This is a genomic window from Bacillus sp. SG20033 (assembly GCF_044570195.1).
Lineage (GTDB): Bacteria > Bacillota > Bacilli > Bacillales > Bacillaceae > Bacillus > Bacillus subtilis.
Map to the genome: position 1 here is coordinate 370,375 of NZ_CP172606.1, position 25,178 is coordinate 395,552.

19 protein-coding genes and 1 pseudogene are annotated in these 25,178 nt (G+C 45.4%); 13 read left to right on the top strand and 7 right to left on the bottom strand.

Features of this window, described 5'->3' with window-relative positions:
- Positions 1-40 precede the first annotated feature (40 nt).
- From folE2 to zinU, 4 genes and pseudogenes are all read left to right on the top strand, one after another.
- Positions 41-955 carry a GTP cyclohydrolase FolE2 gene (folE2, locus tag ACFVP7_RS01965; RefSeq protein ID WP_128737489.1) on the top strand — a complete coding sequence of 305 codons (915 nt, stop codon included), beginning with the start codon at positions 41-43 and terminating at the stop codon, positions 953-955.
- Positions 952-1,536: a L,D-transpeptidase gene (locus ACFVP7_RS01970; RefSeq protein WP_128737490.1), complete on the top strand. Its 585-nt coding sequence runs from the start codon at positions 952-954 to the stop codon at positions 1,534-1,536. Before folE2 ends, ACFVP7_RS01970 begins: the two co-directional genes overlap by 4 nt.
- 230 nt (positions 1,537-1,766) lie before the next feature.
- A pseudogene (locus ACFVP7_RS01975) lies at positions 1,767-1,940 on the top strand (hypothetical protein).
- Between the two features lie 27 nt (positions 1,941-1,967).
- Entirely contained in the window at positions 1,968-3,161 is a 1,194-nt protein-coding gene (gene zinU / locus ACFVP7_RS01980; RefSeq protein ID WP_024572175.1) for a zinc metallochaperone ZinU, read from the top strand.
- 48 nt (positions 3,162-3,209) lie between these two features.
- Here zinU and ACFVP7_RS01985 read toward each other — a convergent pair whose 3' ends face one another.
- Positions 3,210-3,890 (bottom strand): amino acid ABC transporter permease, encoded by a 681-nt coding sequence (locus tag ACFVP7_RS01985; RefSeq protein WP_003234624.1) that lies wholly within the window; start codon positions 3,888-3,890, stop codon positions 3,210-3,212.
- Positions 3,891-3,899: 9 nt separating this feature from the next.
- Entirely contained in the window at positions 3,900-4,763 is an 864-nt protein-coding gene (locus ACFVP7_RS01990; protein WP_080481234.1) for a transporter substrate-binding domain-containing protein, read from the bottom strand.
- A 161-nt stretch (positions 4,764-4,924) separates the two neighbouring features.
- Between ACFVP7_RS01990 and ACFVP7_RS01995 the strand changes: the two genes are divergently transcribed.
- From ACFVP7_RS01995 to bglC, 7 genes are all read left to right on the top strand, one after another.
- Positions 4,925-5,122 carry a hypothetical protein gene (locus ACFVP7_RS01995; RefSeq protein ID WP_122060560.1) on the top strand — a complete coding sequence of 66 codons (198 nt, stop codon included), beginning with the start codon at positions 4,925-4,927 and terminating at the stop codon, positions 5,120-5,122.
- A 19-nt stretch (positions 5,123-5,141) separates the two neighbouring features.
- Positions 5,142-5,597 carry an RDD family protein gene (locus tag ACFVP7_RS02000; protein WP_396582940.1) on the top strand — a complete coding sequence of 152 codons (456 nt, stop codon included), beginning with the start codon at positions 5,142-5,144 and terminating at the stop codon, positions 5,595-5,597.
- An 80-nt stretch (positions 5,598-5,677) separates the two neighbouring features.
- The gene (locus tag ACFVP7_RS02005) at positions 5,678-6,010 is read left to right on the top strand and encodes a YckD family protein (RefSeq protein ID WP_021481829.1); all 333 of its coding nucleotides are present in this window, start codon (positions 5,678-5,680) and stop codon (positions 6,008-6,010) included.
- 126 nt (positions 6,011-6,136) lie between these two features.
- Positions 6,137-6,559, top strand: a complete 423-nt coding sequence (locus ACFVP7_RS02010) for a MarR family winged helix-turn-helix transcriptional regulator (protein ID WP_170939093.1) — start codon at positions 6,137-6,139, stop codon at positions 6,557-6,559.
- Positions 6,547-6,888 (top strand): DUF3147 family protein, encoded by a 342-nt coding sequence (locus tag ACFVP7_RS02015; protein WP_032724911.1) that lies wholly within the window; start codon positions 6,547-6,549, stop codon positions 6,886-6,888. Before ACFVP7_RS02010 ends, ACFVP7_RS02015 begins: the two co-directional genes overlap by 13 nt.
- Positions 6,889-6,906: 18 nt before the next feature.
- Positions 6,907-7,635 carry an AAA family ATPase gene (locus ACFVP7_RS02020; RefSeq protein ID WP_021481826.1) on the top strand — a complete coding sequence of 243 codons (729 nt, stop codon included), beginning with the start codon at positions 6,907-6,909 and terminating at the stop codon, positions 7,633-7,635.
- 72 nt (positions 7,636-7,707) lie between these two features.
- A complete protein-coding gene (gene bglC / locus ACFVP7_RS02025) occupies positions 7,708-9,141 on the top strand; it encodes a 6-phospho-beta-glucosidase (protein ID WP_123373936.1) in 1,434 nt (477 codons plus the stop codon).
- 36 nt (positions 9,142-9,177) lie between these two features.
- Here bglC and nin read toward each other — a convergent pair whose 3' ends face one another.
- The 5 genes from nin to hxlA all read right to left on the bottom strand — a co-directional run bounded on the left by nin (position 9,178) and on the right by hxlA (position 13,247).
- Entirely contained in the window at positions 9,178-9,576 is a 399-nt protein-coding gene (gene nin / locus ACFVP7_RS02030; RefSeq protein ID WP_021481824.1) for a DNA-entry nuclease inhibitor, read from the bottom strand.
- A gap of 26 nt (positions 9,577-9,602) precedes the next feature.
- On the bottom strand, positions 9,603-10,052 hold the full coding sequence (gene nucA, locus ACFVP7_RS02035; protein WP_070548532.1) for a DNA-entry nuclease: 450 nt from the start codon (positions 10,050-10,052) through the stop codon (positions 9,603-9,605).
- A gap of 167 nt (positions 10,053-10,219) precedes the next feature.
- Positions 10,220-11,941 carry a methyl-accepting chemotaxis protein TlpC gene (tlpC, locus tag ACFVP7_RS02040; RefSeq protein WP_396582941.1) on the bottom strand — a complete coding sequence of 574 codons (1,722 nt, stop codon included), beginning with the start codon at positions 11,939-11,941 and terminating at the stop codon, positions 10,220-10,222.
- Between the two features lie 110 nt (positions 11,942-12,051).
- On the bottom strand, positions 12,052-12,609 hold the full coding sequence (hxlB, locus tag ACFVP7_RS02045; protein WP_021481820.1) for a 6-phospho-3-hexuloisomerase: 558 nt from the start codon (positions 12,607-12,609) through the stop codon (positions 12,052-12,054).
- 5 nt (positions 12,610-12,614) lie between these two features.
- A complete protein-coding gene (gene hxlA, locus ACFVP7_RS02050; RefSeq protein WP_021481819.1) occupies positions 12,615-13,247 on the bottom strand; it encodes a 3-hexulose-6-phosphate synthase in 633 nt (210 codons plus the stop codon).
- 231 nt (positions 13,248-13,478) lie between these two features.
- Between hxlA and hxlR the strand changes: the two genes are divergently transcribed.
- Entirely contained in the window at positions 13,479-13,841 is a 363-nt protein-coding gene (gene hxlR / locus ACFVP7_RS02055; protein WP_003246265.1) for a transcriptional activator HxlR, read from the top strand.
- Positions 13,842-14,414: 573 nt separating this feature from the next.
- The gene (gene srfAA / locus ACFVP7_RS02060; RefSeq protein ID WP_396582942.1) at positions 14,415-25,178 is read left to right on the top strand and encodes a surfactin non-ribosomal peptide synthetase SrfAA; all 10,764 of its coding nucleotides are present in this window, start codon (positions 14,415-14,417) and stop codon (positions 25,176-25,178) included.

The window sequence follows — 25,178 nt, forward strand, 5'->3', positions numbered from 1 at the left end:
TAGTAATTATTACGATTTGTTAGCGAGAGGAGTTTTCTGAATGAATCAACATACGCTGCTCCCGAAAAAAACGGAGCGTCTTCAATACTTTGGATCGGTCAGTCCGATCAAAGGCGAGAAACCAGTGGAAAAAGAGAAAATGAAGGACCTGCAAAATATCAGGAAGGATTATTTTTTTGATATTCAGCATGTAGGTGTCGCTAATGTGTCCCATCCAGTCACAATCACTTCTGCCATGATGCCTGCCGAGCAAACAACGGCTGCGAACTTTACAATGACTTGTAATTTGCCGAGAAATCAGAAGGGGATTAACATGAGCCGGTTAACAGAGCTGCTGCAAGTCTATCATCAAAATGGCTGGGTTCTCTCATTTTCCTCTCTTCAGCAATTTACGAAAGAGCTTGCAGAAAACATGGACATATCATCTGCCACAGTTGAAGTGAGGTTTCCGTGGTTTTTCGAACGGAAAAGCCCGAAGCTTGAGAAAGCGGGTTTGATGCATGCTGATATATTCATGTCTGTCACCTATCGCAAAGATCAGCCGTTTAAACAGCGTGCCGGCATCTCAGCAAAAGTAACGACTCTGTGCCCTTGCTCCAAGGAAATCAGCGAATACAGCGCCCATAATCAGAGGGGAACGGTCAGCATTTGGGCGGATATTCACCCGGCCGCATCACTGCCAAGTGATTTTAAAGCCGATTTGCTTCACGCCGCAGAATCAAATGCTTCTGCGAGACTGCATCCGGTATTGAAGCGGCCTGATGAAAAAGCCGTGACAGAAACGGCCTATGAAAACCCGAGATTTGTTGAGGATCTCGTCCGGCTGATTGCTGCTGATTTGTTTGAGCTTGAATGGGTGTCAGCCTTTGAGATTGAATGCCGAAATGAAGAATCGATCCATCTCCACGATGCCTATGCGAAGCTGTTTTTTTCAAAGGAAGTGGATAAAATATGAAACTCTCATTATTCATTATTGCAGTTCTTATGCCAGCCTGCCTGCTGTCAGCCTGCTCCGATCATGCAGAAGAACACGCAAGTATCAATTTAAAGAAAACGGTCGAAAACATAACGGACGTTCGAAAAACAGCAAAAACAAGCATTGATTGGACGAAGCCTTCGGGCGGAGAATACCCGGATATTAAACAGAAGCATGTCTGGATTGATGTGAATGTGAAGGAGCAGAAGGCTTACATCAAGGAAGGAAGCAACACTATCTATACAATGATGATCTCTTCTGGTCTTGATCAAACAAAAGATGATGCTACGCCAAAGGGCACCTTTTATGTAGAGCCTGAACGGGGAGAATGGTTTTTCTCCGAAGGATACCAGGAAGGCGCAGAATACTGGGTATCATGGAAAAACCACGGCGAATTTCTATTTCATAGTGTGCCAATGACAAAGGATCAAAAAGTCATCAAAACGGAAGCAGAAAAACTAGGAACGAAAGCATCTCACGGTTGTATCAGGCTGACCATTCCAGATGCGAAATGGATATATGAAAATATCCCTGAACATACAAAAGTGGTGATCAGCTGAATTGAAAACCGTTGACAAAAAGGAAAAAAGACCATACAATTTAAATCGTAACAATTACGTTTTATGATAAATGGCTTATCATTGTCTGTATCTGTGAAAAGCGGAAAGGCTAAGGATCTTGCTGTCATTGATCCCCATGAAGCGTCTCTTGAAAACTGGAGACGATACACAAGCCGCATTCTGATGAGATATTTGCGCTCTCCATCGGTTCAGCATTTCAAGTAGAGCAATTGCTTTATGCAAGCTGCGGTTTTCCGAATGTCGGCAAGGATTTGCGATGGGGAAAAGGATTAAACGCGGTTGGAGCCTTTACTGATTTATAAATCGGGCGGCAGCGAGAAATGAGCGCGAAAAGCTGCTCTACACCATTGTACATATGGCAAAGTATACAATTTAAATCGTAATCATTCTATTTTAACGGAGGCATTATTATGAAAAAAATTCCGGTTACCGTACTGAGCGGTTATCTAGGTGCGGGAAAAACAACATTGCTGAACAGCATTCTGCAAAATCGCGAAGGCTTGAAAATAGCGGTTATCGTAAACGATATGAGCGAGGTGAACATTGACGCGGGCTTGGTCAAGCAGGAAGGGGGCCTTTCCAGAACAGATGAAAAGCTTGTGGAAATGTCAAACGGCTGCATTTGCTGCACGCTTCGCGAAGACTTATTAATTGAAGTTGAGAAGCTGGCAAAAGACGGACGGTTTGATTATATCGTCATCGAATCAACAGGAATCAGCGAACCGATCCCGGTGGCCCAGACTTTCTCTTATATCGATGAAGAGATGGGAATCGATCTTACAAAATTCTGTCAGCTGGATACGATGGTGACAGTGGTTGATGCCAACCGTTTTTGGCATGATTATCAGTCAGGCGAAAGCCTTCTGGACCGCAAAGAAGCATTGGGGGAAGAGGATGAAAGAGAAATCGCCGACCTCTTGATCGATCAAATTGAGTTTTGCGATGTACTGATCTTAAATAAATGTGATTTGGTCAGCGAGCAAGAGCTCGAACAGCTTGAAAAAGTTCTTCGTAAACTGCAGCCAAGAGCCAAGTTCATTCGTTCCGTCAAAGGAAATGTAAAACCACAGGAGATTTTGCATACAGGGTTATTTAACTTCGAGGAAGCGAGCGGATCGGCCGGCTGGATTCAAGAGCTGACGGCAGGCCATGCGGAACACACCCCGGAAACAGAAGAATACGGTATCTCTTCATTTGTATATAAGAGACGTTTGCCGTTTCATTCTACACGGTTTTATCAATGGATAGATCAAATGCCAAAGAACGTGGTTCGTGCCAAAGGAATCGTCTGGTGCGCATCTCATAACAACCTCGCTTTGCTGATGTCGCAAGCAGGTCCGTCGGTTACGATTGAGCCTGTATCTTATTGGGTGGCGGCGCTGCCGAAGCTTGAGCAGGAGCAAGTCAAACAGCAGGAGCCGGAAATCCTGGAGGAGTGGGACCCGGAGTTCGGCGACCGCCTAACGCAGCTAGTTTTTATCGGAACTGACCTGGATGAAGAAACGATCACGAAAGAGCTTGATCAATGCCTGCTGACTGAATATGAATTTGATTCCGACTGGTCGCTGTTTGAGGACCCGTTTAAATGGAAGCTGAATCAATAGAAAAAAAGCCGTCCCCTGGGGAGCGGCTTTTTTTAATGAAACGTTTGTTTAAACATAATGAGCGTATTTTTTCTCAAGGATATTCTGAAAGACCGCGGCAATGGAGCAGATGGCCCAATAAATGAGAGCGGTCAGAATATACATGGTCATATAATCAAACTCTCTGCCCCCGATGATTTTCGCATGCTGGAGCAATTCCGGCACTGTAATCATCGCAGCGAGAGAGGACGCCTTGATTAAGTCGAGCAATACATTGGCAAGCGGAGGCAGCGCAATACGTATCGATTGCGGCAAAATGATGCCCCTCATCGTCTGCCAATAGGAAAGACCCAGCGAGGATGCGGCTTCCCACTGTCCTTTTTCGACGGATGAAATGGCTGAACGGTTAATTTCCGCAATGTAGGCGGCGCTGTTTAGGCTAAAGCCGATTAAAGCAGCCGTGACCGCGGAAAATTCAATGCCGATATAAGGAAACCCGAAATAAAGGATAAACAAAATCACCAAAATCGGAACGCCCCGCATAAATGAGATATAGAGCTTCGCCGGCCATCTTAACAAAGCAAGCTTAGACATTCTGGCGAGTGATATGAACAGGCCGATCACAGTTCCCGCAAACATGCTTACAAAAGAGATGAGCAGTGTATATCCAATGCCTTTTATGACATAAGGGAACGATTCAATAGCCAGCTTCGTGTTGAAAATATATTCCCATTGAATGCTATTGATCATGGCGTCCGATTACAAATCAACGTCCTGAACGTCGGCATCAATTTTTTTTGATACATCTGCTTTATTGAAGAATTGTTTCGACAGTTTAGTCAAAGAACCATCCTTGCCCATCTCTTTCAATGCTTCGTTCATCTTTTTCTGAAGTGCCGCATTGCTTTTTTTCATGACAAGGGCCTGTTTGTTCGGCATGTACTTGATGTCAGGATGAATTGTAATGTTGAGATCCGGGAATGCCGCGAGCGCAAGTGTCTGCAGGTAATAGTCGTTTAAAATGACGTCAGTGCGTCCGTTGGCAACATCTTTTAAATATTGCTCATTCGTCGCATTATCATAAATCACTTCTTTGGCGCCGTATTTTCTCGCGACCTCCATGTAGACGGTTGTAGCCGCGCCAGCCGCTTTCTTCCCTTTTAAATCCTTAAGCGTTTTAATCCCGGATAAATCGTCTTTACGGACGATTGCCGTGCCGTATGAATATTTATATGGAGTAGAAAATGCGAACTTCTTCTCGCGGTCCTTCGTCACATCGATGTCATTCGCGGCTGCGTCAACCTGTCCGCTGTTCACCGCTGTCAGCATCCCGTCAATGCCCATCTCCTTGAACTCAACCTTCAGTCCCAGGCGTTTTGCCGCTTCACGAACGACTTCAACCTCGTAGCCTGTCAGCTTATCGGAGCCAGAGTCGGTATCATGATAAGAAGTGGGATAAAGCGTGCCTGATGTAGCGACTACGATTTTCCCTTTATCCTTAATCTGCTCCCAGCCTGTATCCTTGGAATCGGCTTCATTTTTGCCGGAACAGGCTGCCAATATAAGAAAGAAAGCCATTGTGAAACTGAATATAACGGCTTTGGAATGCATGAATGATTTCACCTATAGTTCCCCCAATCTGTTAATCAACTAAAAAGATAGCATTGAACATAAGGGGTTGCAATATGTTGATGGCGTTTTCAAAAAGTTCGAATTGTGTATACAAAAAGCATAGGTGGGTGTTTAAAAGCGTCTATGAAGGGAAGAGGTGATGAAAAAAGGAGTTGTCCAAGGATGAATGCCAGACGTACCAAGGAAACACATGTGGACGTGATGGATGCAGAAGATCAGTTATTCCTCTATGCCAATACCGTAAGAAATGGTCAAGAAGCATGAAATCGATCTTCAGAATAAATTTAAGTCTTGCTGATGCCCCTAAGGCATATGATATATTCGATGAGAAAGAAAATGGAAACATTTAAACCATAATGGGGGAGTCAAATGAACATTTACAAACCAGCCGGATTTTGGATCAGACTTGGAGCTGCATTGTTAGACTACATTATAGTCTCCGTGCCTCTTTTGCTGATCTATTGGCTGATTACAGGAAAAGACCCGAATGACAGCATGTTCATCAGTTTGGTTGTTCTGCTGTACTCTATTTTGCTGCCGGTGTTTTGGCGCGGCTACCTTATCGGAAAAAGAATCTGCGGAATCAGAATCGTAAAAAAAGACGGATCACAAGTCAGCTTGTTAACAATGTTTTTACGGGTTATTGTAGCCGGCCTGGTTTACGTTATAACCTTCGGACTCGGCTTGATCGCCAGCCTGATTCTGATTGCCGTACGAGAAGACAAACGGACCCTGCATGATTTAATCGCGGGAACGTATGTCACTTATGCGACGTCAGGTGAAGAAGAACTTAATGCTGACGAAGAGATTAGAAAGAGCGAATAATGGTTCGCTCTTTTTATTTTTATGCATAAAAAATACAAGGCAGCAAAACATATGAAAAATAGATTGGAGGAATAAACTGGATGAAACGAATAACCATCAACATCATCACAATGTTCATTGCAGCGGCTGTCATTTCTCTGACCGGTACAGCTGAGGCCGCTGAAAAACAGCAGCAGCCTCCCGCAAATGTTACACTGACAGATCAGCAAAAGAAAGAGATTGAACAACTGGAAGCAGAGATTCTTAAAAAGCGCAAAGACGTGATCTCAAAGTATGTACAATATGGTGTCCTGCCTAAAGAAAGAGGAGAACACATCAAAAATCACTTGGACAAACACTTTGAAATGATGAAACAAAACGGCTTTGTTCCAAAGCACCATCCTCATCCGCATAAATTTGAAAAAAGACATTAAAATGGTAAGCATCCAATGGGAATTGGGTGCTTTTTTATTGTTAAAAGTTACTGAATGAATTTTCCAAAAAATATATCGCTTTTGTTGATTATATCTTATAATAAGATATAAATGGGGTGTATAATGATGGAGATGGATTTAATCTCTAAACTTAATCAGCAGTGGACAGATATTTATTATTTATTACATTATCAACATAAAGATAATATTTCTCACCAGGCAATACGGATTATGCAGCATATTGAAAAGCAAGGTGAGGCGACAATAGGAGCTTTGGCTGAATACTTGTCTGTCTCTCACAATACAGCGTCAGAGCATACTAAACGTTTGATTCAAAAGGGATTTATAGCTAAACGGCGAAGTCAACAGGATGAACGAAAAGTTTTAGTTTTCTTAACACAAGAAGGAAGATCTGTTCTTGAACAGCATACACAGCTAGATAAAGAGAAATTAAAAGAAATAATTGAACGAATGAGCACATCAGAAAAGAAATTACTTGAACAGGCATTTGAACTTTTAAGTAGGGAAGCTAAACAATGGCAGTTTTAAGTAAAGTAATCATCTCTGCGTTGATTATCGGTTTTGTTACTGAAATATCAAAAAGACATCCGACCTATGGCGGCATCATTGCTGCTTTGCCCTTGGTCAGTTTATTAAGCCTTTTTTGGATGCAAATACAAGGTGAAAAAACAGCTCAATTAAGTCAATTTGCATCTGGTGTGCTTACAGGAATCCCAGCTACAGTTTGTTTACTAGCTATTTTGGCTTTTTTGCTGAAAATTCATGTGCCGTTTTGGTTTGCATTATGTGTTGGAATACTAGGATGGGCTATGTTTTTATGGATGCAGAAGATCTTTCTCAATATATTATTTAACTGAGTATAGAAAGGAGATGCTATGTTTTTAAAAAAGGTTACTCTTCTTCGAGATAAGATTTTGGACTTTGACAGATTTCCTTTTACTATCCCGGCTATAAGTCAATTAAATGACATCTTATTTACTAGCCAAGTGACTTTTTTTGTGGGGGAAAATGGATCTGGAAAATCTACTTTGCTTGAAGCGATAGCAGATAAGTGTGAATTCAATACAGCGGGCGGAAGCCGAAATAATGTCTATGAATTACGGGAGTCAGATTCCCATTTAGGAGATTATATACGTTTATCTTGGCTTCCAAAGGTAACAAATGGCTTCTTCTTAAGGGCTGAATCGTTTTATCATCTTTCTCTTCATCTGGATGAGATGGAACTAGATGCTCCTCAGCCATACCGTTCCTATGGAGGGAGGCCGCTACACAATCAATCACATGGAGAGTCCTTTATGTCTCTATTCCGTCATCGTTTTAAAGAGAAAGCGATTTACCTTTTAGATGAGCCAGAAGCAGCACTTTCTCCAGCTAGACAATTAGCTTTTTTGAGAGTTATACATGATTTGGTGAAGGGCGGAAATGTACAGATGATCATTGCGACTCACTCCCCAATCCTACTGGGCTATCCCAATGCTAATATTTTAAGCTTTGATGGTGGAAGAATACATCATATTGAATATGAGAATACAGAGCATGTTCAATTAACACGATATTTTCTTGGACAAAGAGAAAAAATATTAGCTGAGCTGTTCCGCGACTAACTTCAAGTTGATATGAAACGCGTTTCATAGCCTATGATAGGTTTATCAAATAATTCAGGAGTGATAAACACTATGATCCACCAGCATCCAGAATCTTTTCCGAAACATTTTTTGTGGGGCTCTGCTTCTGCAGCGTACCAGATTGAAGGCGCTTGGAATGAAGATGGCAAAGGCCCTTCTGTTTGGGATGTGTTTACGAAAATACCGGGCAAAACGTTTAAAGGAACCAATGGCGACATTGCGGTTGACCATTATCACCGATTTAAAGAAGATGTCGCTCTGATGGCTGAGATGGGGTTAAAAGCGTATCGATTTTCCGTCAGCTGGCCACGGGTTTTTCCAAAAGGAAAAGGAGAGATCAATGAAGCAGGTCTAGCGTTTTACGATAGACTGATTGATGAATTGCTTTCTCATCACATCGAGCCGGTTCTGACTTTATATCACTGGGATTTGCCTCAAGCGCTTATGGACGAATACGGCGGGTTTGAATCCAGAAACATCATAGAGGATTTTAATCACTACTGTATTACTCTTTATAAACGTTTTGGAGACAGGGTGAAATATTGGGTTACGTTAAACGAACAGAACTACAATTTTAATCACGGATTTATTACAGCCATGCATCCGCCTGGAGTGAAAGACAGAAAACGATTTTACGAAGCAAACCATATTGCGTTTCTGGCTAATGCAAAAGCCATCGAATCATTTAGAGAATATGTGCCTGAAGGCAAAATAGGTCCTAGCTTTGCTTATTCTCCGGCTTACCCTTTATCAAGCCATCCAGAGGATATACTGGCATTTGAAAACGCCGAAGAATTTACGAACAATTGGTGGCTTGACATGTATTGCTGGGGAACATACCCGCAAATTCCATTCCGCTACTTGGAAAAACAGGGATGGGCGCCGACAATTGAAGCAGGAGATATGGACCTGCTCGCCAAAGGGAAGCCTGATTTTGTAGGTGTCAATTATTATCAGACGATCACCTATGAACGAAATCCGCTTGATGGTGTGTCAGAAGGGAAAATGAATACGACAGGCCAAAAAGGAACCAATCAGGAGACGGGGATACCCGGAGTGTTCAAAACGAAAAAAAATCCGCATCTGACAACGAGCAACTGGGATTGGACAATTGACCCAATTGGGCTGCGTATCGGTCTTCGCCGAATTACAAGCCGCTATCAGCTTCCAGTGTTTATAACAGAGAACGGTTTGGGTGAATTTGATAAAGTTGAGGACGGCACTGTACAGGATGATTATCGAATTGATTATTTGCGTTCGCATCTTGAGCAATGCAGACAAGCCATCAGTGACGGTGTCGATTTAATCGGCTATTGCAGCTGGTCGTTTACTGATCTGTTAAGCTGGCTGAACGGCTACCAAAAAAGATACGGATTTGTATATGTCAATCGTGATGAAGAAAGCACATCCGATTTAAAACGCTTGAAGAAAAAAAGCTTTTATTGGTATCAAGATGTCATCAAGACAAACGGAGAAAGTTTATAAAGAGTCCCTGAGAGTTATTCTCTCAGGGGTTTTTCATTACACAGAAACAGCATCAATAATATAAGTGTCGGCGTGCAAATCTGACATTTCAGCCGGCACAGTCCAACATGTCAATTGATAGTCTCCTTTAGGCAGATCAAAGGACAGTCTTTTAGACATAATGCTTTCAATATGAATTCCGTTTTCTGTGACATGAAAAGGAACAGTCACTTTTTTTTCGTAGGAGTTTACTGTTTCTGAACTGTTCAGGCGCAAAAGAATAAAGGCCTTTGTATTTCGCTGTGCCTCAAAGGAAATGGCTCCGTCTGCCGCAGCATATCCTTTTTCAATCGCTTCGTCAGTCCAATCCATTACAGGAGGTGTAGAATCCTTTTGAAATACAGTAAATTGATGATATGAAATCGAAAGTTCTTGCGGCTTCCATGATTTGATCAATGTGCTGTTCCTCCTCTATGTACTGTTTACTGAATTGTGAATAAAACCTTTGTGCCGTCTGGGTAATCGGTAAGCTGATGCCCGACCCAAGAGCCTGCTCCGCGGTTGTCAGCGGGAGAAATGTATTCTACAGAAGCTCCCTCACCGCCTTCTTTGCACATGGCCATTGGCCATTCATCTCTGTCATACCCCTTTTTGGAAGGTACGTCCTGTAATGATTGCTCGCGGCGTTCCTCAGCTCCGTCTCTGTCGATAGTGCACACCTCTGAGTGCCCCTCATTTATCGCATCCTTAATATGCTTGGCCGTTTCGGGATACCGGTCAGATGGGAAGGCGATTGTTTCATCATATTCTTTCGTTTGAGACGTTTTTTGATCAGCTGAGAAAAAGTCTCCTTTTATCAGGCCGACAGCTGCAGCTGCTATGATGACGATGACGAGAAGTATTGTTTTTATGATGTCCGTCGTGATGTTCACCTCCCGCTTTTAAAACTGACACAAGAGTAATCCAGAAAGCATTTGGTGTAAAGGTTTAAATTTTATGTTTTACGCTCAGTTTATTGCAGAAATCGTAATTTTAGCAGATCGAAATATTTGTTTTCAGCAAAATACGATTGCCAATTTACAATAATGATAGTAAGTCATCAGCCGTTTTCGGCTTGATTAATCATTTTAAATTGGCTTATGATACCGGTAAGCTCCTCAGCTAATTGAGAAAGTGTTTCAGAAGCTGCGGTAATCTCCTCCATTGCAGCAAATTGCTCCTCTGTTAATGCAGCCGCTTGCCGGGTATTTTTAGTAGATACTTTAATGTCGGCCGTATTGGCTGCAAAGGAATCATTTATATGATGTGCACTGGCTGAAATGTTTGTTACAGATGCTGATAAATCACTAATCTCGGCGCTGATTTCACCTGTTGCAGCTGCAATTTCCTTAAATGCATCTCTGGTGCGCTGGATCATGGTGACTCCTTCTGCAGCTTCTGTTTTCACATGCTCAACAGATCTTGCAGACCGGTTCATATCCTTTTGTATTTCTATGATCAGTTTTGAAATCTGCCCTGCAGATTGTTGAGACTCTTCTGCTAATTTCCGTACTTCATCAGCAACAACAGCAAAGCCTTTTCCTTGTTCACCGGCTCTGGCAGCTTCAATCGCTGCATTCAGCGCAAGCAGGTTTGTCTGATCGGCAATTTGGGTGATGACCGATAAAATTTGCTCAATTTGTTTAGAGCGGCCGTCTAACTGGTGTATGATTTCTCCGCTTTTCTGAATTGACTGGTGAATCGCATCCATTTGCGCCTGTACATTTGCAATTTCCTTTTGTCCAATGTCTGCTTTTGATTGCGCGAGCTGCCCTTTGTCAGCGATAGCGGCAGTATTTGCAGAAATATCCCGGATGTCTGCTGAAGCTTGTTTTAATGAGCTTTCACTGTTTTCAATTCGGGTGATCTGATCTTGGGCTCCATTTGCAATCTGCTGTACAGCTTCTGTGATTTTTTCTGAAGCTTGATTTGTTTCCTCTGCTCCGGCTGAGAGCTGCTGAGAGGCTGACGCAAGCTGAAGGGCTGATTGTTGTACGGTTTGTATGGTATCGTTCAGCTTCATTCTCATCTTATTATAATAGACGCTTAGTTCTGAAAGCTCGTCACCGGTTTTGTCTGACACCTCTATTGTCATATCTCCGTTTCCGGCACTTTCAAAGGCGCTTTTTAAAGCGTTCAGCCGCTTGTTGATTTTTCTGGTGAAAACCAAAACAAGGATGACTGATACTATAATGACGATAACAAGAACGATAGCGAATTGAGTGAAAAGTGATTGTGTAAGTGATGCTAAAATACTTTGATTAGCTCCGGTATACAGCATGCCGATGATGTTCCCATTTTGATCTTTTAACGGCATGTATGCAGTCTGATAAGAAGAACCTGCTACATCTGCTTGTCCGTAAAAACGCTTTCCTTTCTTTAAAACAGCGGCAATAACTTCAGAAGAAGCCTGGGTGCCGACAGCTCTTTCGCCATTCTTCATGACATTGGTTGCAACACGAGTATCGCCTTGGAAAATGGTAATGGTATCACCTGTTTTTTCACCAAGCAGATCAACAATATCTTCATTTCCATTGATTTGTGTTTGCCCTTTATAGAGCTTATTGTTTTTCACCTGCCAGTCGCCTGACATGACATCATCAATATAAGTGCTGCTTAAAGCGAGATCACCTTTCGCTTTTTCAGTTGCCATTTGTTTCATGCTTTCTGTAATTTCTTTAAGCATCACAGTGCCAACTGATGCCGAAAACAAAAGAATCACCACGAAAACGAGGCAAAGAATTTTAGTTCCTAGCTTCATCTTAAATCGTTTTATCAACATAATTCCTCCTTTTATGATTTATAGGTCATATTACTTATCGGGTTTTTGGGTTTAAAGTTTTATTTTTAAAAAAATAAAACCGGCCTGATTTTCAGGCCGGTTGTGTGATGCTATTCAAGGTTTGCGTGGTGAGTGAACATAGTTTCAGAATCGAGTGCTTTTTTCTCCATGAGTTTTAAAATCACTGCATCATAGAAGAGCAGCAAAGTTTGTTCAAATAATGATCCCATTGGCTGAATGGTTTTATAGCTTCCGTTTGACTGGTCTTTAGGAGAACCAGGCATTCTGATGATGAGGTCAGCTTGTTTTCCGATGCTTGATTCCGGATTGATGGTTAAAGCGGCAACAATTCCGTGTAAGCTTTTTGCTTTTGCTGCGGTATGAATCAAGCTTTTTGTCTCGCCTGATCCTGAGCCGATAATAACAAGATCTCCTTCGGCGAGCGGCGGAGTGAGAATCTCACCTACTATATGGGCGTTGAAGCCCATGTGCATCAATCTCATCGCGAAGGATTTTGCCATCAGGCCAGACCGCCCCGCACCCGCAGTGAAAATTTGGTGGGATGAAAGAATGTGATCGGCAAGCTGGTCAGCCTCTTCATTAGAAATATAAGCTGCTGAACGGTGTAACTCATTGAGAATTTCCGCTACGTATTCAGTCGTTTTCATCGGAGTTATCCTTGGGCAATCAGCTGCTTCATTTTTGAAGCTGTTTCCGCCTTATCAGCTGCGCTTGTAATTCCGCCCCCGACAATGACAAGGTCAGGCTTTTGCTGGATCACTTCTGGCAGTGTATCAAGTTTGATGCCGCCCGCGATTGCGGTTTTTGCGTTTTTTACGGTGTTTTTGATTGTCGTTAATTCTTCGAAAGAGTTCTTGCCCTCTGCTTGAAGATCATAGCCAGTGTGGACGCAGATGTAGTCAACACCTAGTGCGTCAATTTCTTGCGCACGGGACTCGATATCTTTCACGTTAATCATGTCCACTAAGATTTTCTTCTTTTGTTTTTTGGCTTCTTCTACTGCGCCTTTAATCGTTGCATCGTCTGTAGCCCCTAAAACGGTGATGATGTCAGCGCCTGCTTCCGACGCTTTCATAATTTCGTAGCCTCCGGCATCCATGATTTTCAGGTCTGCAAGAACCTTCAATTGAGGAAATGCTTCTTTTATTTCTTTAACGGCTCTTAGGCCTTCATTAATGACGACCGGTGTCCCGATTTCAACTACGTCGATGTATTGTTCTACCTCTTTGACAAGCTCAATGGCTTCTGGAATGTTGACGAGGTCTAATGCAAGCTGTAATTCCATTGTTGATCCACTCCCTTTTTCGAATTATTGTTCATTCTATAGGTTCCCTCTTTTGTTGAGAAGTAGGCACTTTGAAGTCAACAAGTTACTTGGAGGATACTGTGAGGAGAGGCAATCAGATTTCTTTCGCTTGATTTTATGAGTGAGTATAATGAAAAAAGAGTCTGCAAAAAAGTAAGTAAGTGATGATACGTATCTAACATACAAAAAGGTTACTAAGGGGGGATTCTATTGAGCCGGATGGACGACAAAAGGTTTAATTGTGAGAAGGAATTAACGCTTGCAGTGATTGGCGGTAAATGGAAAATGCTCATTTTGTGGCATTTAGGAAAAGAAGGAACAAAACGGTTCAATGAATTAAAAACATTGATTCCTGATATTACGCAGAAGATCCTCGTGAATCAGCTGAGAGAGCTTGAGCAGGATATGATTGTTCACAGGGAAGTGTATCCGGTTGTCCCGCCGAAGGTTGAATATTCTCTGACCCCGCACGGAGAAAGCCTCATGCCTATTCTTGAAGCCATGTATGAGTGGGGTAAAGGCTATATGGAATTGATTGATATCGACAAAAATGTCATGAAAGAATCGTTGTAAGACGCTCTTCGCAAGGGTGTCTTTTTTTTGCCTTTTTTCGGTTTTTGCGCGGTACACATAGTCATGTAAAGATTGTAAATTGCAGTCAGCAATAAAAAAAGATTGAACGCAGCAGTTCGGTTTAAAAATTTTTATTTTTCTGTAAATAATGTTTAGTGGAAATGATTGCGGCATCCCGCAAAAATATCCCTGTAAATAAACTGGAATCTTTCGGCATCCCGCATGAAACTTTTCACCCATTTTTCGGTGATAAAAACATTTTTTTCATTTAAAGTGAACGGTAGTAAGATAAAAAATATTGAAAACAATGAATAAATAGCCAAAATTGTTTCCTATTAGGATAGGGGATCTTGCGGTCTTTATCCGCTTATGTTAAACGCCGCAATGCTGACTGACGGCTGCCCGTTTTTATAGCGGCAATCTGTTTTTTGTTTGGAAGCTCTGCTTTTTAAGTGTAGTACTTTGGGCTATTTCGGCTGTTAGTTCATAAGAATTAAAAGCTGATATGGATAAGAAAGAGAAAATGCGTTGCACATGTTCACTGCTTATAAAGATTAGGGGAGGTATGACAATATGGAAATAACTTTTTACCCTTTAACGGATGCACAAAAACGAATTTGGTACACAGAAAAATTTTATCCTCACACGAGCATTTCAAATCTTGCGGGGATTGGTAAGCTGGTTTCAGCTGATGCGATTGATTATGTGCTTGTTGAGCAGGCGATTCAAGAGTTTATTCGCAGAAATGAAGCCATGCGCCTTCGGTTGCGGCTAGATGAAAACGGGGAGCCTGTTCAATATATTAGCGAGTATCGGCCTGTTGATATAAAACATACTGACACTACTGAAGATCCGAATGCGATAGAGTTTATTTCACAATGGAGCCGGGAGGAAACGAAGAAACCGTTGCCGCTGTACGATTGTGATTTGTTCCGTTTTTCCTTGTTCACCATAAAGGAAAATGAAGTGTGGTTTTACGCAAATGTTCATCACGTGATTTCTGATGGTATCTCCATGAATATTCTCGGGAATGCGATCATGCACATTTATTTAGAATTAGCCAGCGGCTCAGAGACAAAAGAAGGAATCTCGCATTCATTTATCGATCATGTTTTATCTGAACAGGACTATGCTCAATCGAAGCGGTTTGAAAAGGACAAGACGTTTTGGAACAAACAATTTGAATCGGTGCCTGAACTTGTTTCCTTGAAACGGAATGCTTCCGCAGGAGGAAGTTTAGATGCTGAGAGGTTCTCTAAAGATGTGCCTGAAGCGCTTCATCAGCAGATTCTGTCATTTTGTGAGGCGAATAAAGTCAGTGTTCTTTCGGTATTTCAATCGTTGCTCGCCGCCTATTTGTACAGGGTCAGCGGCCAGAATGATGTTGTGACGGGAACCTTTATGGGCAACCGGACAAATGCGAAAGAGAAGCAGATGCTTGGCATGTTTGTTTCTACGGTTCCGCTTCGGACAAACATTGACGGCGGGCAGGCGTTTTTAGAATTTGTCAAAGACCGGATGAAGGATCTCATGAAGACACTCCGCCACCAAAAGTACCCGTATAATCTCCTGATCAACGATTTGCGTGAAACAAAGAGCTCTCTGACCAAGCTGTTTACTGTTTCTCTTGAATATCAGGTGATGCAGTGGCAAAAAGAAGAGGACCTTGCCTTTTTGACTGAGCCGATTTTCAGCGGCAGCGGATTAAATGATGTCTCGATCCATGTGAAGGATCGATGGGATACTGGGAAACTCACCATAGATTTTGATTACCGCACTGATTTATTTTCACGTGAAGAAATCAACATGATTTGTGAGCGCATGATTACAATGCTGGAGAACGCGTTAACGCATCCAGAACATACAATTGATGAATTAACGATGATTTCTGATGCGGAGAAAGAGAAGCTGCTTGCGAGGGCCGGCGGTAAATCTGTGAGCTACCGTAAGGACATGACGATCCCGGAACTGTTCCAAGAAAAGGCTGAGCAGCTTTCAGATCATCCAGCGGTTGTATTTGAAGATCGTACATTGTCCTATCGAACGTTACATGAACAATCGGCACGCATCGCCAATGTGCTGAAACAGAAAGGGGTTGGCCCGGACAGTCCTGTCGCGGTTTTGATTGAACGCTCTGAACGGATGATTACAGCTATCATGGGGATTTTAAAAGCCGGCGGAGCCTATGTACCGATTGATCCGGGTTTTCCTGCTGAGCGCATTCAATATATTTTGGAGGACTGCGGGGCGGACTTCATCCTGACTGAATCGAAGGTTGCGGCGCCTGAAGCCGATGCTGAGCTGGTTGACTTAGATCAGGCGATTGCGGAAGGTGCAGAAGAAAGCCTGAATGCAGATGTGAACGCACGGAACCTTGCCTACATTATTTACACATCGGGAACAACCGGACGCCCGAAAGGCGTTATGATCGAGCATCGCCAGGTTCATCATTTGGTTGAATCTCTGCAGCAGACGATTTATCAAAGCGGCAGCCAAACCCTGCGGATGGCATTGCTTGCGCCGTTCCACTTTGATGCGTCAGTGAAGCAGATCTTCGCGTCGCTTCTTTTGGGACAAACCCTTTATATCGTACCGAAGAAAACAGTGACGAACGGGGCCGCCCTTGCTGCATATTATCGGAAGAACAGCATTGAGGTGACGGACGGAACACCGGCTCATTTGCAAATGCTGGCAGCAGCAGGCGATTTTGAAGGCCTAAAACTGAAACATCTGCTGATCGGAGGAGAAGGCCTGTCATCTGTTGTTGCGGACAAGTTGCTGAAGCTGTTTAAAGAAGCCGGCACAGCGCCGCGTTTGACCAATGTGTACGGGCCGACGGAAACGTGCGTTGACGCGTCTGTTCATCCGGTTATCCCGGAGAGTGCAGTTCAATCAGCGTATGTGCCGATCGGGAAAGCGCTGGGGAATAACCGCTTATATATTTTGGATCAAAAAGGCCGGCTGCAGCCTGAAGGTGTGGCTGGCGAGCTTTATATCGCGGGAGACGGTGTGGGCCGAGGCTATTTGCATTTGCCTGAATTAACGGAAGAGAAGTTTTTACAAGATCCATTCGTGCTGGGCGATCGCATGTACCGGACCGGAGACGTGGTGCGCTGGCTTCCAGATGGAACAATCGAATATTTAGGCAGAGAGGATGACCAGGTCAAAGTCCGCGGATACCGGATTGAGCTTGGGGAAATTGAAGCCGTGATTCAGCAGGCGCCAGACGTTGCAAAAGCCGTTGTTTTGGCACGCCCTGACGAACAGGGAAATCTTGAGGTTTGCGCATATATTGTGCAGAAGCCTGGAAGCGAATTTGCGCCAGCCGGCTTGAGGGAGCATGCGGCCAGACAGCTTCCTGACTATATGGTGCCGGCTTACTTTACAGAAGTGACAGAAATTCCGCTTACGCCAAGCGGCAAAGTCGACCGCCGCAAGCTGTTTGCACTAGAGGTGAAGGCTGTCAGCGGCACTGCCTATACAGCGCCGCGAAATGAGACTGAAAAAGCAATCGCAGCCATTTGGCAGGACGTGCTGAACGTTGAGAAGGCGGGGATTTTTGACAATTTCTTTGAAACGGGCGGGCATTCATTGAAGGCCATGACCCTTTTAACAAAGATTCATAAGGAAACAGGCATCGAGATTCCGCTTCAATTTTTGTTTGAGCATCCGACGATTGCAGCTCTTGCAGAGGAAGCTGATCACAGAGAAAGCCGGGCATTTTCGGTGATTGAACCTGCTGAAAAACAGGAGCATTACCCGCTTTCATTGGCACAGCAGCGAACATATATCGTCAGCCAATTCGAGGATGCAGGAGTCGGCTACAACATGCCTGCGGCAGCAATTCTGGAAGGGCCTTTAGATATTCAAAAGCTGGAGCGCGCATTTCAGGGGTTAATCCGACGCCACGAGTCTTTGAGAACGTCATTTGTTCTTGAAAACAGCACGCCGAGACAGAACATTCACGATAGCGTTGATTTCAACATCGAAATGATTGAAAGAGGCGGCCGCTCAGATGAGGCAATTATGACTTCATTCGTTCGGACATTTGATTTGGCGAAAGCTCCGCTGTTCAGAATCGGTTTGCTGGGGCTTGAAGAGAACCGTCATATGCTGCTGTTTGACATGCACCACTTGATTTCTGACGGTGTATCGATTGGCATTATGCTGGAGGAGTTAGCACGCTTTTATAAAGGCGAACAGCTTCCTGAACTTCGTCTCCAGTATAAGGACTACGCTGTATGGCAAAGCAGACAGGCTGCTGAAGGGTACAAGAAGGACCAGGCTTATTGGAAGGAAGTCTTTGCAGGCGAGCTCTCGGTGCTTCAGCTTCTGTCCGATTACCCAAGACCGCCTGTTCAAAGCTTTGAAGGGGATCGGGTGTCAATCAAGCTGGATGCGGGGGTAAAGGATCGCCTCAATCGTTTGGCTGAACAAAACGGCGCCACTTTATATATGGTGATGCTGTCCGCTTACTATACGCTTTTGTCAAAGTATACGGGGCAGGATGACATCATTGTCGGGACACCGTCAGCGGGCAGAAATCACTCCGATACAGAGGGCATTATCGGGATGTTCGTCAATACGCTTGCGATTCGCAGTGAGGTGAAGCAGGATGAGACGTTTACCCAATTGATCTCGCGTGTCCGCAAACGGGTGCTGGATGCCTTTTCTCATCAGGACTATCCGTTTGAGTGGCTTGTTGAAGATTTGAACATCCCGCGTGATGTTAGCAGGCATCCGCTGTTTGACACGATGTTCAGCCTTCAAAACGCGACAGCAGGCATTCCGGCTGTCGGCGATCTGTCCTTGTCTGTTCATGAGACCAATTTCAAGATTGCCAAATTTGATTTGACCGTGCAGGCGAGAGAAACCGATGAAGGCATTGAGCTTGATTTGGATTACAGCACAAAGCTGTTTAAACATAGCACGGCAAACAGGCTGCTTACGCATTTTGCGCGTTTGCTTGAAGATGCTGCGGCTGATCCAGAGAAGCCGATTTCTGAGTATAAGCTTCTTTCTGAAGAGGAGGCCGCTTCGCAAATTCAGCAGTTTAACCCGGGCAGAACACCTTATCCTAAAGATAAAACAATTGTTCAGCTGTTCGAGGAGCAAGCGGCGAATACGCCAGACCACACTGCGCTTCAATATGAAGGCGAATCACTCACTTATCGTGAGCTGAATGAACGGGCCAATCGTTTAGCCCGCGGCATTCTTTCTCTTGGAGCTGGCGAAGGCAGAACTGCGGCTGTCTTATGCGAGCGGTCAATGGATATGATTGTGTCGATCTTGGCAGTATTAAAATCAGGTTCGGCTTATGTTCCGATCGATCCGGAACATCCGATTCAGCGGATGCAGCATTTCTTCCGTGACAGCGGAGCAAAGGTGCTTCTCACTCAGAGGAAATTAAAGGCTTTGGCGGAAGAAGCGGAATTTAAGGGCGTTATCGTGCTAGCCGATGAGGAAGAAAGCTATCATGCCGATGCGCGAAATCTCGCACTGCCTCTTGATTCTGCAGCAATGGCCAACCTGACGTATACTTCCGGAACGACTGGAACACCTAAGGGGAATATCGTGACACATGCCAATATTCTCCGCACGGTGAAGGAAACGAATTATCTCAGCATTACAGAACAGGATACGATTCTCGGTCTTTCCAATTACGTGTTTGACGCGTTTATGTTCGATATGTTCGGCTCTTTGTTAAACGGAGCCAAGCTGGTGCTGATACCGAAGGAAACCGTTTTGGACATGGCTCGCCTGTCCCGCGTCATTGAACGGGAGAACATCAGCATTCTCATGATTACAACCGCTTTGTTCCACTTGCTTGTGGACTTGAATCCGGCATGCTTGTCAACGCTTCGCAAGATTATGTTTGGCGGGGAACGGGCTTCGGTTGAGCATGTCAGAAAAGCTTTGCAAACGGTTGGAAAGGGCAAGCTCCTTCACATGTATGGACCGTCTGAAAGCACGGTTTTCGCGACGTATCATCCGGTTGATGAATTGGAGGAGCACACGCTGTCTGTTCCGATTGGAAAATCGGTCAGCAATACGGAAGTATACATTCTTGACCGTACGGGACACGTGCAGCCTGCCGGGATTGCCGGAGAGCTTTGCGTCAGCGGCGAAGGACTCGTGAAAGGCTATTACAACCGTCCAGAACTGACTGAGGAGAAATTTGTTCCCCATCCGTTTACATCCGGCGAACGCATGTATAAAACGGGAGACCTTGCGAGATGGCTGCCGAATGGCGACATCGAATTTATCGGGCGAATCGACCATCAGGTGAAGATTCGCGGACAGCGCATCGAGCTTGGAGAAATCGAACATCAGCTGCAAACCCATGATCGTGTTCAGGAAAGTGTTGTGCTTGCCGTTGATCAAGGAGCGGGAGATAAACTGTTGTGTGCTTACTATGTCGGAGAGGGAGACATCTCATCACAAGAGATGAGAGAGCATGCTGCGAAGGACTTGCCGGCATATATGGTTCCTGCGGTGTTTATCCAAATGGACGAGCTGCCGCTGACAGGGAACGGAAAAATTGACCGGAGAGCGCTGCCGATTCCTAATGCCAACGTTTCAAGAGGTGTTTCATATGTTGCGCCACGCAATGGAACGGAACAAAAAGTCGCAGACATTTGGGCACAGGTACTTCAGGCAGAACAAGTCGGCGTTTATGACCACTTCTTTGACATTGGCGGACATTCATTAGCAGGCATGAAGATGCTTGCCTTGGTTCATCAGGAACTGGGCGTTGAGCTGTCACTCAAGGATCTCTTCCAATCACCGACGGTTGAGGGCTTGGCACAGGTGATTGCCTCTGCTGAAAAAGGGACAGCCGCAAGTATCAGCCCGGCAGAGAAACAAGATACGTATCCTGTTTCTTCACCGCAAAAACGGATGTACGTGCTTCAGCAGCTTGAGGATGCGCAAACGAGCTATAACATGCCGGCGGTTCTGCGCCTGACAGGTGAGCTTGATGTTGAAAGGCTTAACAGCGTCATGCAGCAGTTAATGCAGCGTCATGAAGCCTTGAGAACCACGTTTGAAATAAAAGATGGAGAAACGGTGCAGCGGATCTGGGAAGAGGCTGAGTGCGAGATAGCCTATTTCGAAGCCCCGGAAGAAGAGACAGAGCGGATCGTTTCTGAGTTTATTAAGCCTTTCAAAATCGACCAACTTCCACTGTTCAGAATGGGGCTTATCAAGCATTCAGACACTGAGCATGTGCTGCTGTTCGATATGCATCATATTATTTCTGATGGTGCATCTGTCGGTGTGCTGATTGAGGAGCTTTCAAAGCTGTACGACGGAGAAACCCTTGAGCCGCTCCGTATTCAATATAAGGATTATGCCGTGTGGCAGCAGCAGTTCATTCAGTCTGAGCTTTACAAGAAGCAAGAAGAGCATTGGCTGAAGGAGCTGGACGGAGAGCTGCCGGTGCTGACGCTTCCGACTGATTACAGTCGGCCTGCCGTTCAAACATTTGAGGGAGACCGCATTGCATTTTCATTAGAAGCAGGCAAAGCTGATGCTCTGCGCAGGCTTGCAAAAGAAACGGATTCCACGCTTTACATGGTGCTTCTGGCTTCATACAGTGCACTTTTATCAAAACTTAGCGGGCAAGACGATATCATCGTCGGTTCACCTGTGGCCGGACGATCTCAAGCGGACGTCAGCCGCGTCATCGGAATGTTCGTCAATACATTGGCGCTTCGCACGTATCCGAAGGGTGAAAAGACGTTTGCTGACTATCTTAACGAAGTGAAAGAAACGGCACTCAGCGCTTTTGATGCGCAGGATTACCCGCTTGAGGATTTGATCGGAAATGTTCAAGTTCAGCGTGACACAAGCAGAAACCCGTTATTCGATGCAGTTTTTTCAATGCAAAATGCGAATATAAAGGATTTAACAATGAAAGGGATTCAGCTTGAGCCGCATCCGTTTGAACGGAAAACAGCCAAGTTTGACCTCACGCTGACGGCTGACGAAACCGACGGAGGGCTTACATTCGTACTCGAATACAATACAGCTCTGTTTAAGCAGGAAACGATTGAACGATGGAAGCAATATTGGATGGAGCTTTTAGATGCAGTTACTGGGAACCCGAACCAGCCGCTTTCCAGCCTGTCACTGGTCACCGAGACAGAAAAGCAAGCGCTTCTTGAGGCATGGAAGGGTAAAGCGCTGCCTGTGCCGACAGACAAAACGGTTCATCAGCTATTCGAAGAGACTGTCCAGCGCCACAAAGACCGCCCGGCTGTCACATACAACGGCCAGTCTTGGACGTACGGCGAGCTGAATGCGAAGGCAAACCGTCTTGCACGGATTTTGATGGACTGCGGCATCAGCCCGGATGACCGCGTCGGCGTTCTCACGAAGCCGTCGCTTGAAATGTCCGCCGCGGTGCTCGGCGTCTTGAAAGCCGGAGCGGCGTTTGTGCCGATTGATCCTGACTACCCGGATCAGCGGATTGAGTATATTTTACAGGACAGCGGCGCGAAGCTCCTCTTGAAACAGGAAGGCATTTCAGTGCCGGACAGCTATACGGGAGATGTCATTCTTCTCGACGGAAGCCGCACGATTCTAAGCCTGCCGCTTGATGAAAACGACGAGGGAAATCCAGAGACGGCTGTAACCGCGGAGAACTTGGCGTACATGATTTACACGTCTGGAACGACCGGACAGCCGAAGGGTGTCATGGTCGAGCACCATGCGCTTGTGAACCTGTGCTTCTGGCACCACGACGCGTTCAGCATGACAGCGGAGGACCGCAGTGCGAAGTACGCGGGCTTTGGATTCGACGCTTCCATTTGGGAGATGTTCCCGACCTGGACGATCGGCGCCGAACTTCACGTCATTGATGAAGCGATCCGCCTCGATATCGTCCGCCTGAACGATTATTTTGAAACGAACGGCGTAACGATCACGTTCCTGCCGACACAGCTTGCGGAACAGTTCATGGAGCTTGAGAACACATCACTTCGCGTCCTCTTGACCGGAGGAGACAAGCTGAAGCGCGCAGTGAAAAAGCCGTACACACTCGTCAACAACTACGGGCCGACAGAAAACACGGTCGTTGCCACGAGTACAGAAATCCATCCGGAGGAAGGCTCGCTTTCCATCGGACGGGCGATCGCCAATACGAGAGTATACATCCTCGGCGAGGGCAATCAGGTGCAGCCTGAAGGCGTAGCCGGAGAGCTTTGTGTGGCGGGACGCGGATTAGCGCGAGGCTATCTGAATCGAGAAGACGAAACCGCGAAGCGGTTTGTCGCTGATCCGTTTGTGCCGGGTGAACGCATGTACCGCACCGGCGACTTGGTGAAGTGGGTGAACGGCGGCATCGAATACATCGGCCGGATCGACCAGCAGGTCAAGGTCCGCGGCTACCGGATCGAGCTCTCAGAAATTGAAGTCCAGCTCGCCCAGCTTTCTGAGGTGCAGGATGCGGCGGTGACAGCTGTCAAGGATAAAGGCGGCAATACAGCAATCGCGGCGTATGTCACACCGGAAACAGCTGATATAGAAGTGCTGAAATCAGCACTGAGGGAAACCCTGCCGGATTACATGATCCCGGCGTTCTGGGTGACACTGAGCGAGCTTCCGGTTACGGCAAACGGCAAAGTCGACCGCAAAGCCTTGCCTGAGCCGGACATCGAAGCGGGAAGCGGAGAATACAAAGCGCCGACGACCGACATGGAAGAGCTGCTTGCCGGCATCTGGCAGGACGTGCTTGGAATGTCTGAAGTCGGTGTCACCGACAACTTCTTCTCGCTTGGCGGAGATTCCATCAAAGGAATTCAAATGGCGAGCCGCTTGAACCAGCACGGCTGGAAGCTGGAAATGAAAGATCTCTTCCAGCATCCGACGATCGAGGAGCTTACCCAATATGTAGAGCGTGCCGAAGGCAAACAGGCAGACCAAGGCCCGGTGGAGGGCGAAGTCATCCTGACGCCGATCCAGCGCTGGTTCTTTGAAAAGAACTTCACGAACAAGCACCACTGGAACCAATCGGTGATGCTTCACGCCGCGAAGGGCTTTGACCCTGAACGGGTCGAGAAAACATTGCAGGCGCTGATCGAGCATCATGACGCGCTCCGTATGGTCTACCGTGAGGGACTGGAAGACGTCATTCAATACAACAAAGGTCTTGAAGCTGCTTCAGCTCAATTGGAGGTCATCCAGATTGAGGGCCAAGCTGCAGATTACGAAGACCGTATAGAGAGAGAAGCGGAGCGTTTGCAAAGCAGCATCGACTTGCAGGAAGGCGGCTTGTTAAAAGCAGGCTTGTTCCAAGCGGAAGACGGAGACCACTTGCTTCTTGCCATTCACCACTTAGTGGTTGACGGCGTGTCGTGGCGGATTTTACTGGAGGATTTCGCCGCGGTATATACACAGCTTGAGCAAGGCAATGAACCGGTTCTCCCGCAGAAAACACATTCATTTGCAGAGTATGCAGAGAGATTGCAAGACTTCGCGAACTCCAAAGCCTTTTTGAAAGAAAAAGAGTATTGGAGACAGCTTGAAGAACAAGCTGTTGCGGCAAAGCTTCCGAAAGACCGCGAATCTGGTGATCAGCGAATGAAACATACAAAGACAATTGAATTCTCGCTGACTGCTGAAGAGACAGAACAGCTCACCACAAAGGTGCATGAGGCATATCACACAGAAATGAATGATATTTTGCTGACGGCATTCGGATTGGCAATGAAGGAGTGGACGGGTCAAGATCGAGTAAGTGTTCATTTAGAGGGGCATGGACGTGAAGAAATCATAGAAGACCTGACCATTTCTCGCACAGTCGGCTGGTTTACAAGTATGTACCCAATGGTGCTCGATATGAAGCATGCGGATGATCTGGGCTACCAGCTGAAGCAAATGAAAGAAGATATCAGACATGTGCCGAATAAGGGAGTCGGATACGGCATTCTGCGCTATCTGACGGCACCGGAACATAAAGAAGATGTGGCGTTCTCGATTCAGCCGGATGTCAGCTTCAACTATTTAGGTCAGTTTGACGAAATGTCGGATGCAGGTTTGTTTACGAGATCAGAGCTGCCATCAGGACAGTCATTAAGCCCTGAAACAGAAAAACCGAATGCGCTGGATGTTGTCGGATATATCGAAAACGGAAAACTGACGATGTCACTGGCCTATCATTCTCTTGAATTTCATGAAAAAACAGTACAAACATTCAGTGACAGCTTTAAAGCGCATCTTCTCAGAATCATTGAACATTGCCTATCTCAAGACGGTACGGAACTGACCCCGAGTGATCTTGGTGACGACGATTTGACGCTGGATGAGCTGGATAAATTAATGGAAATTTTCTAA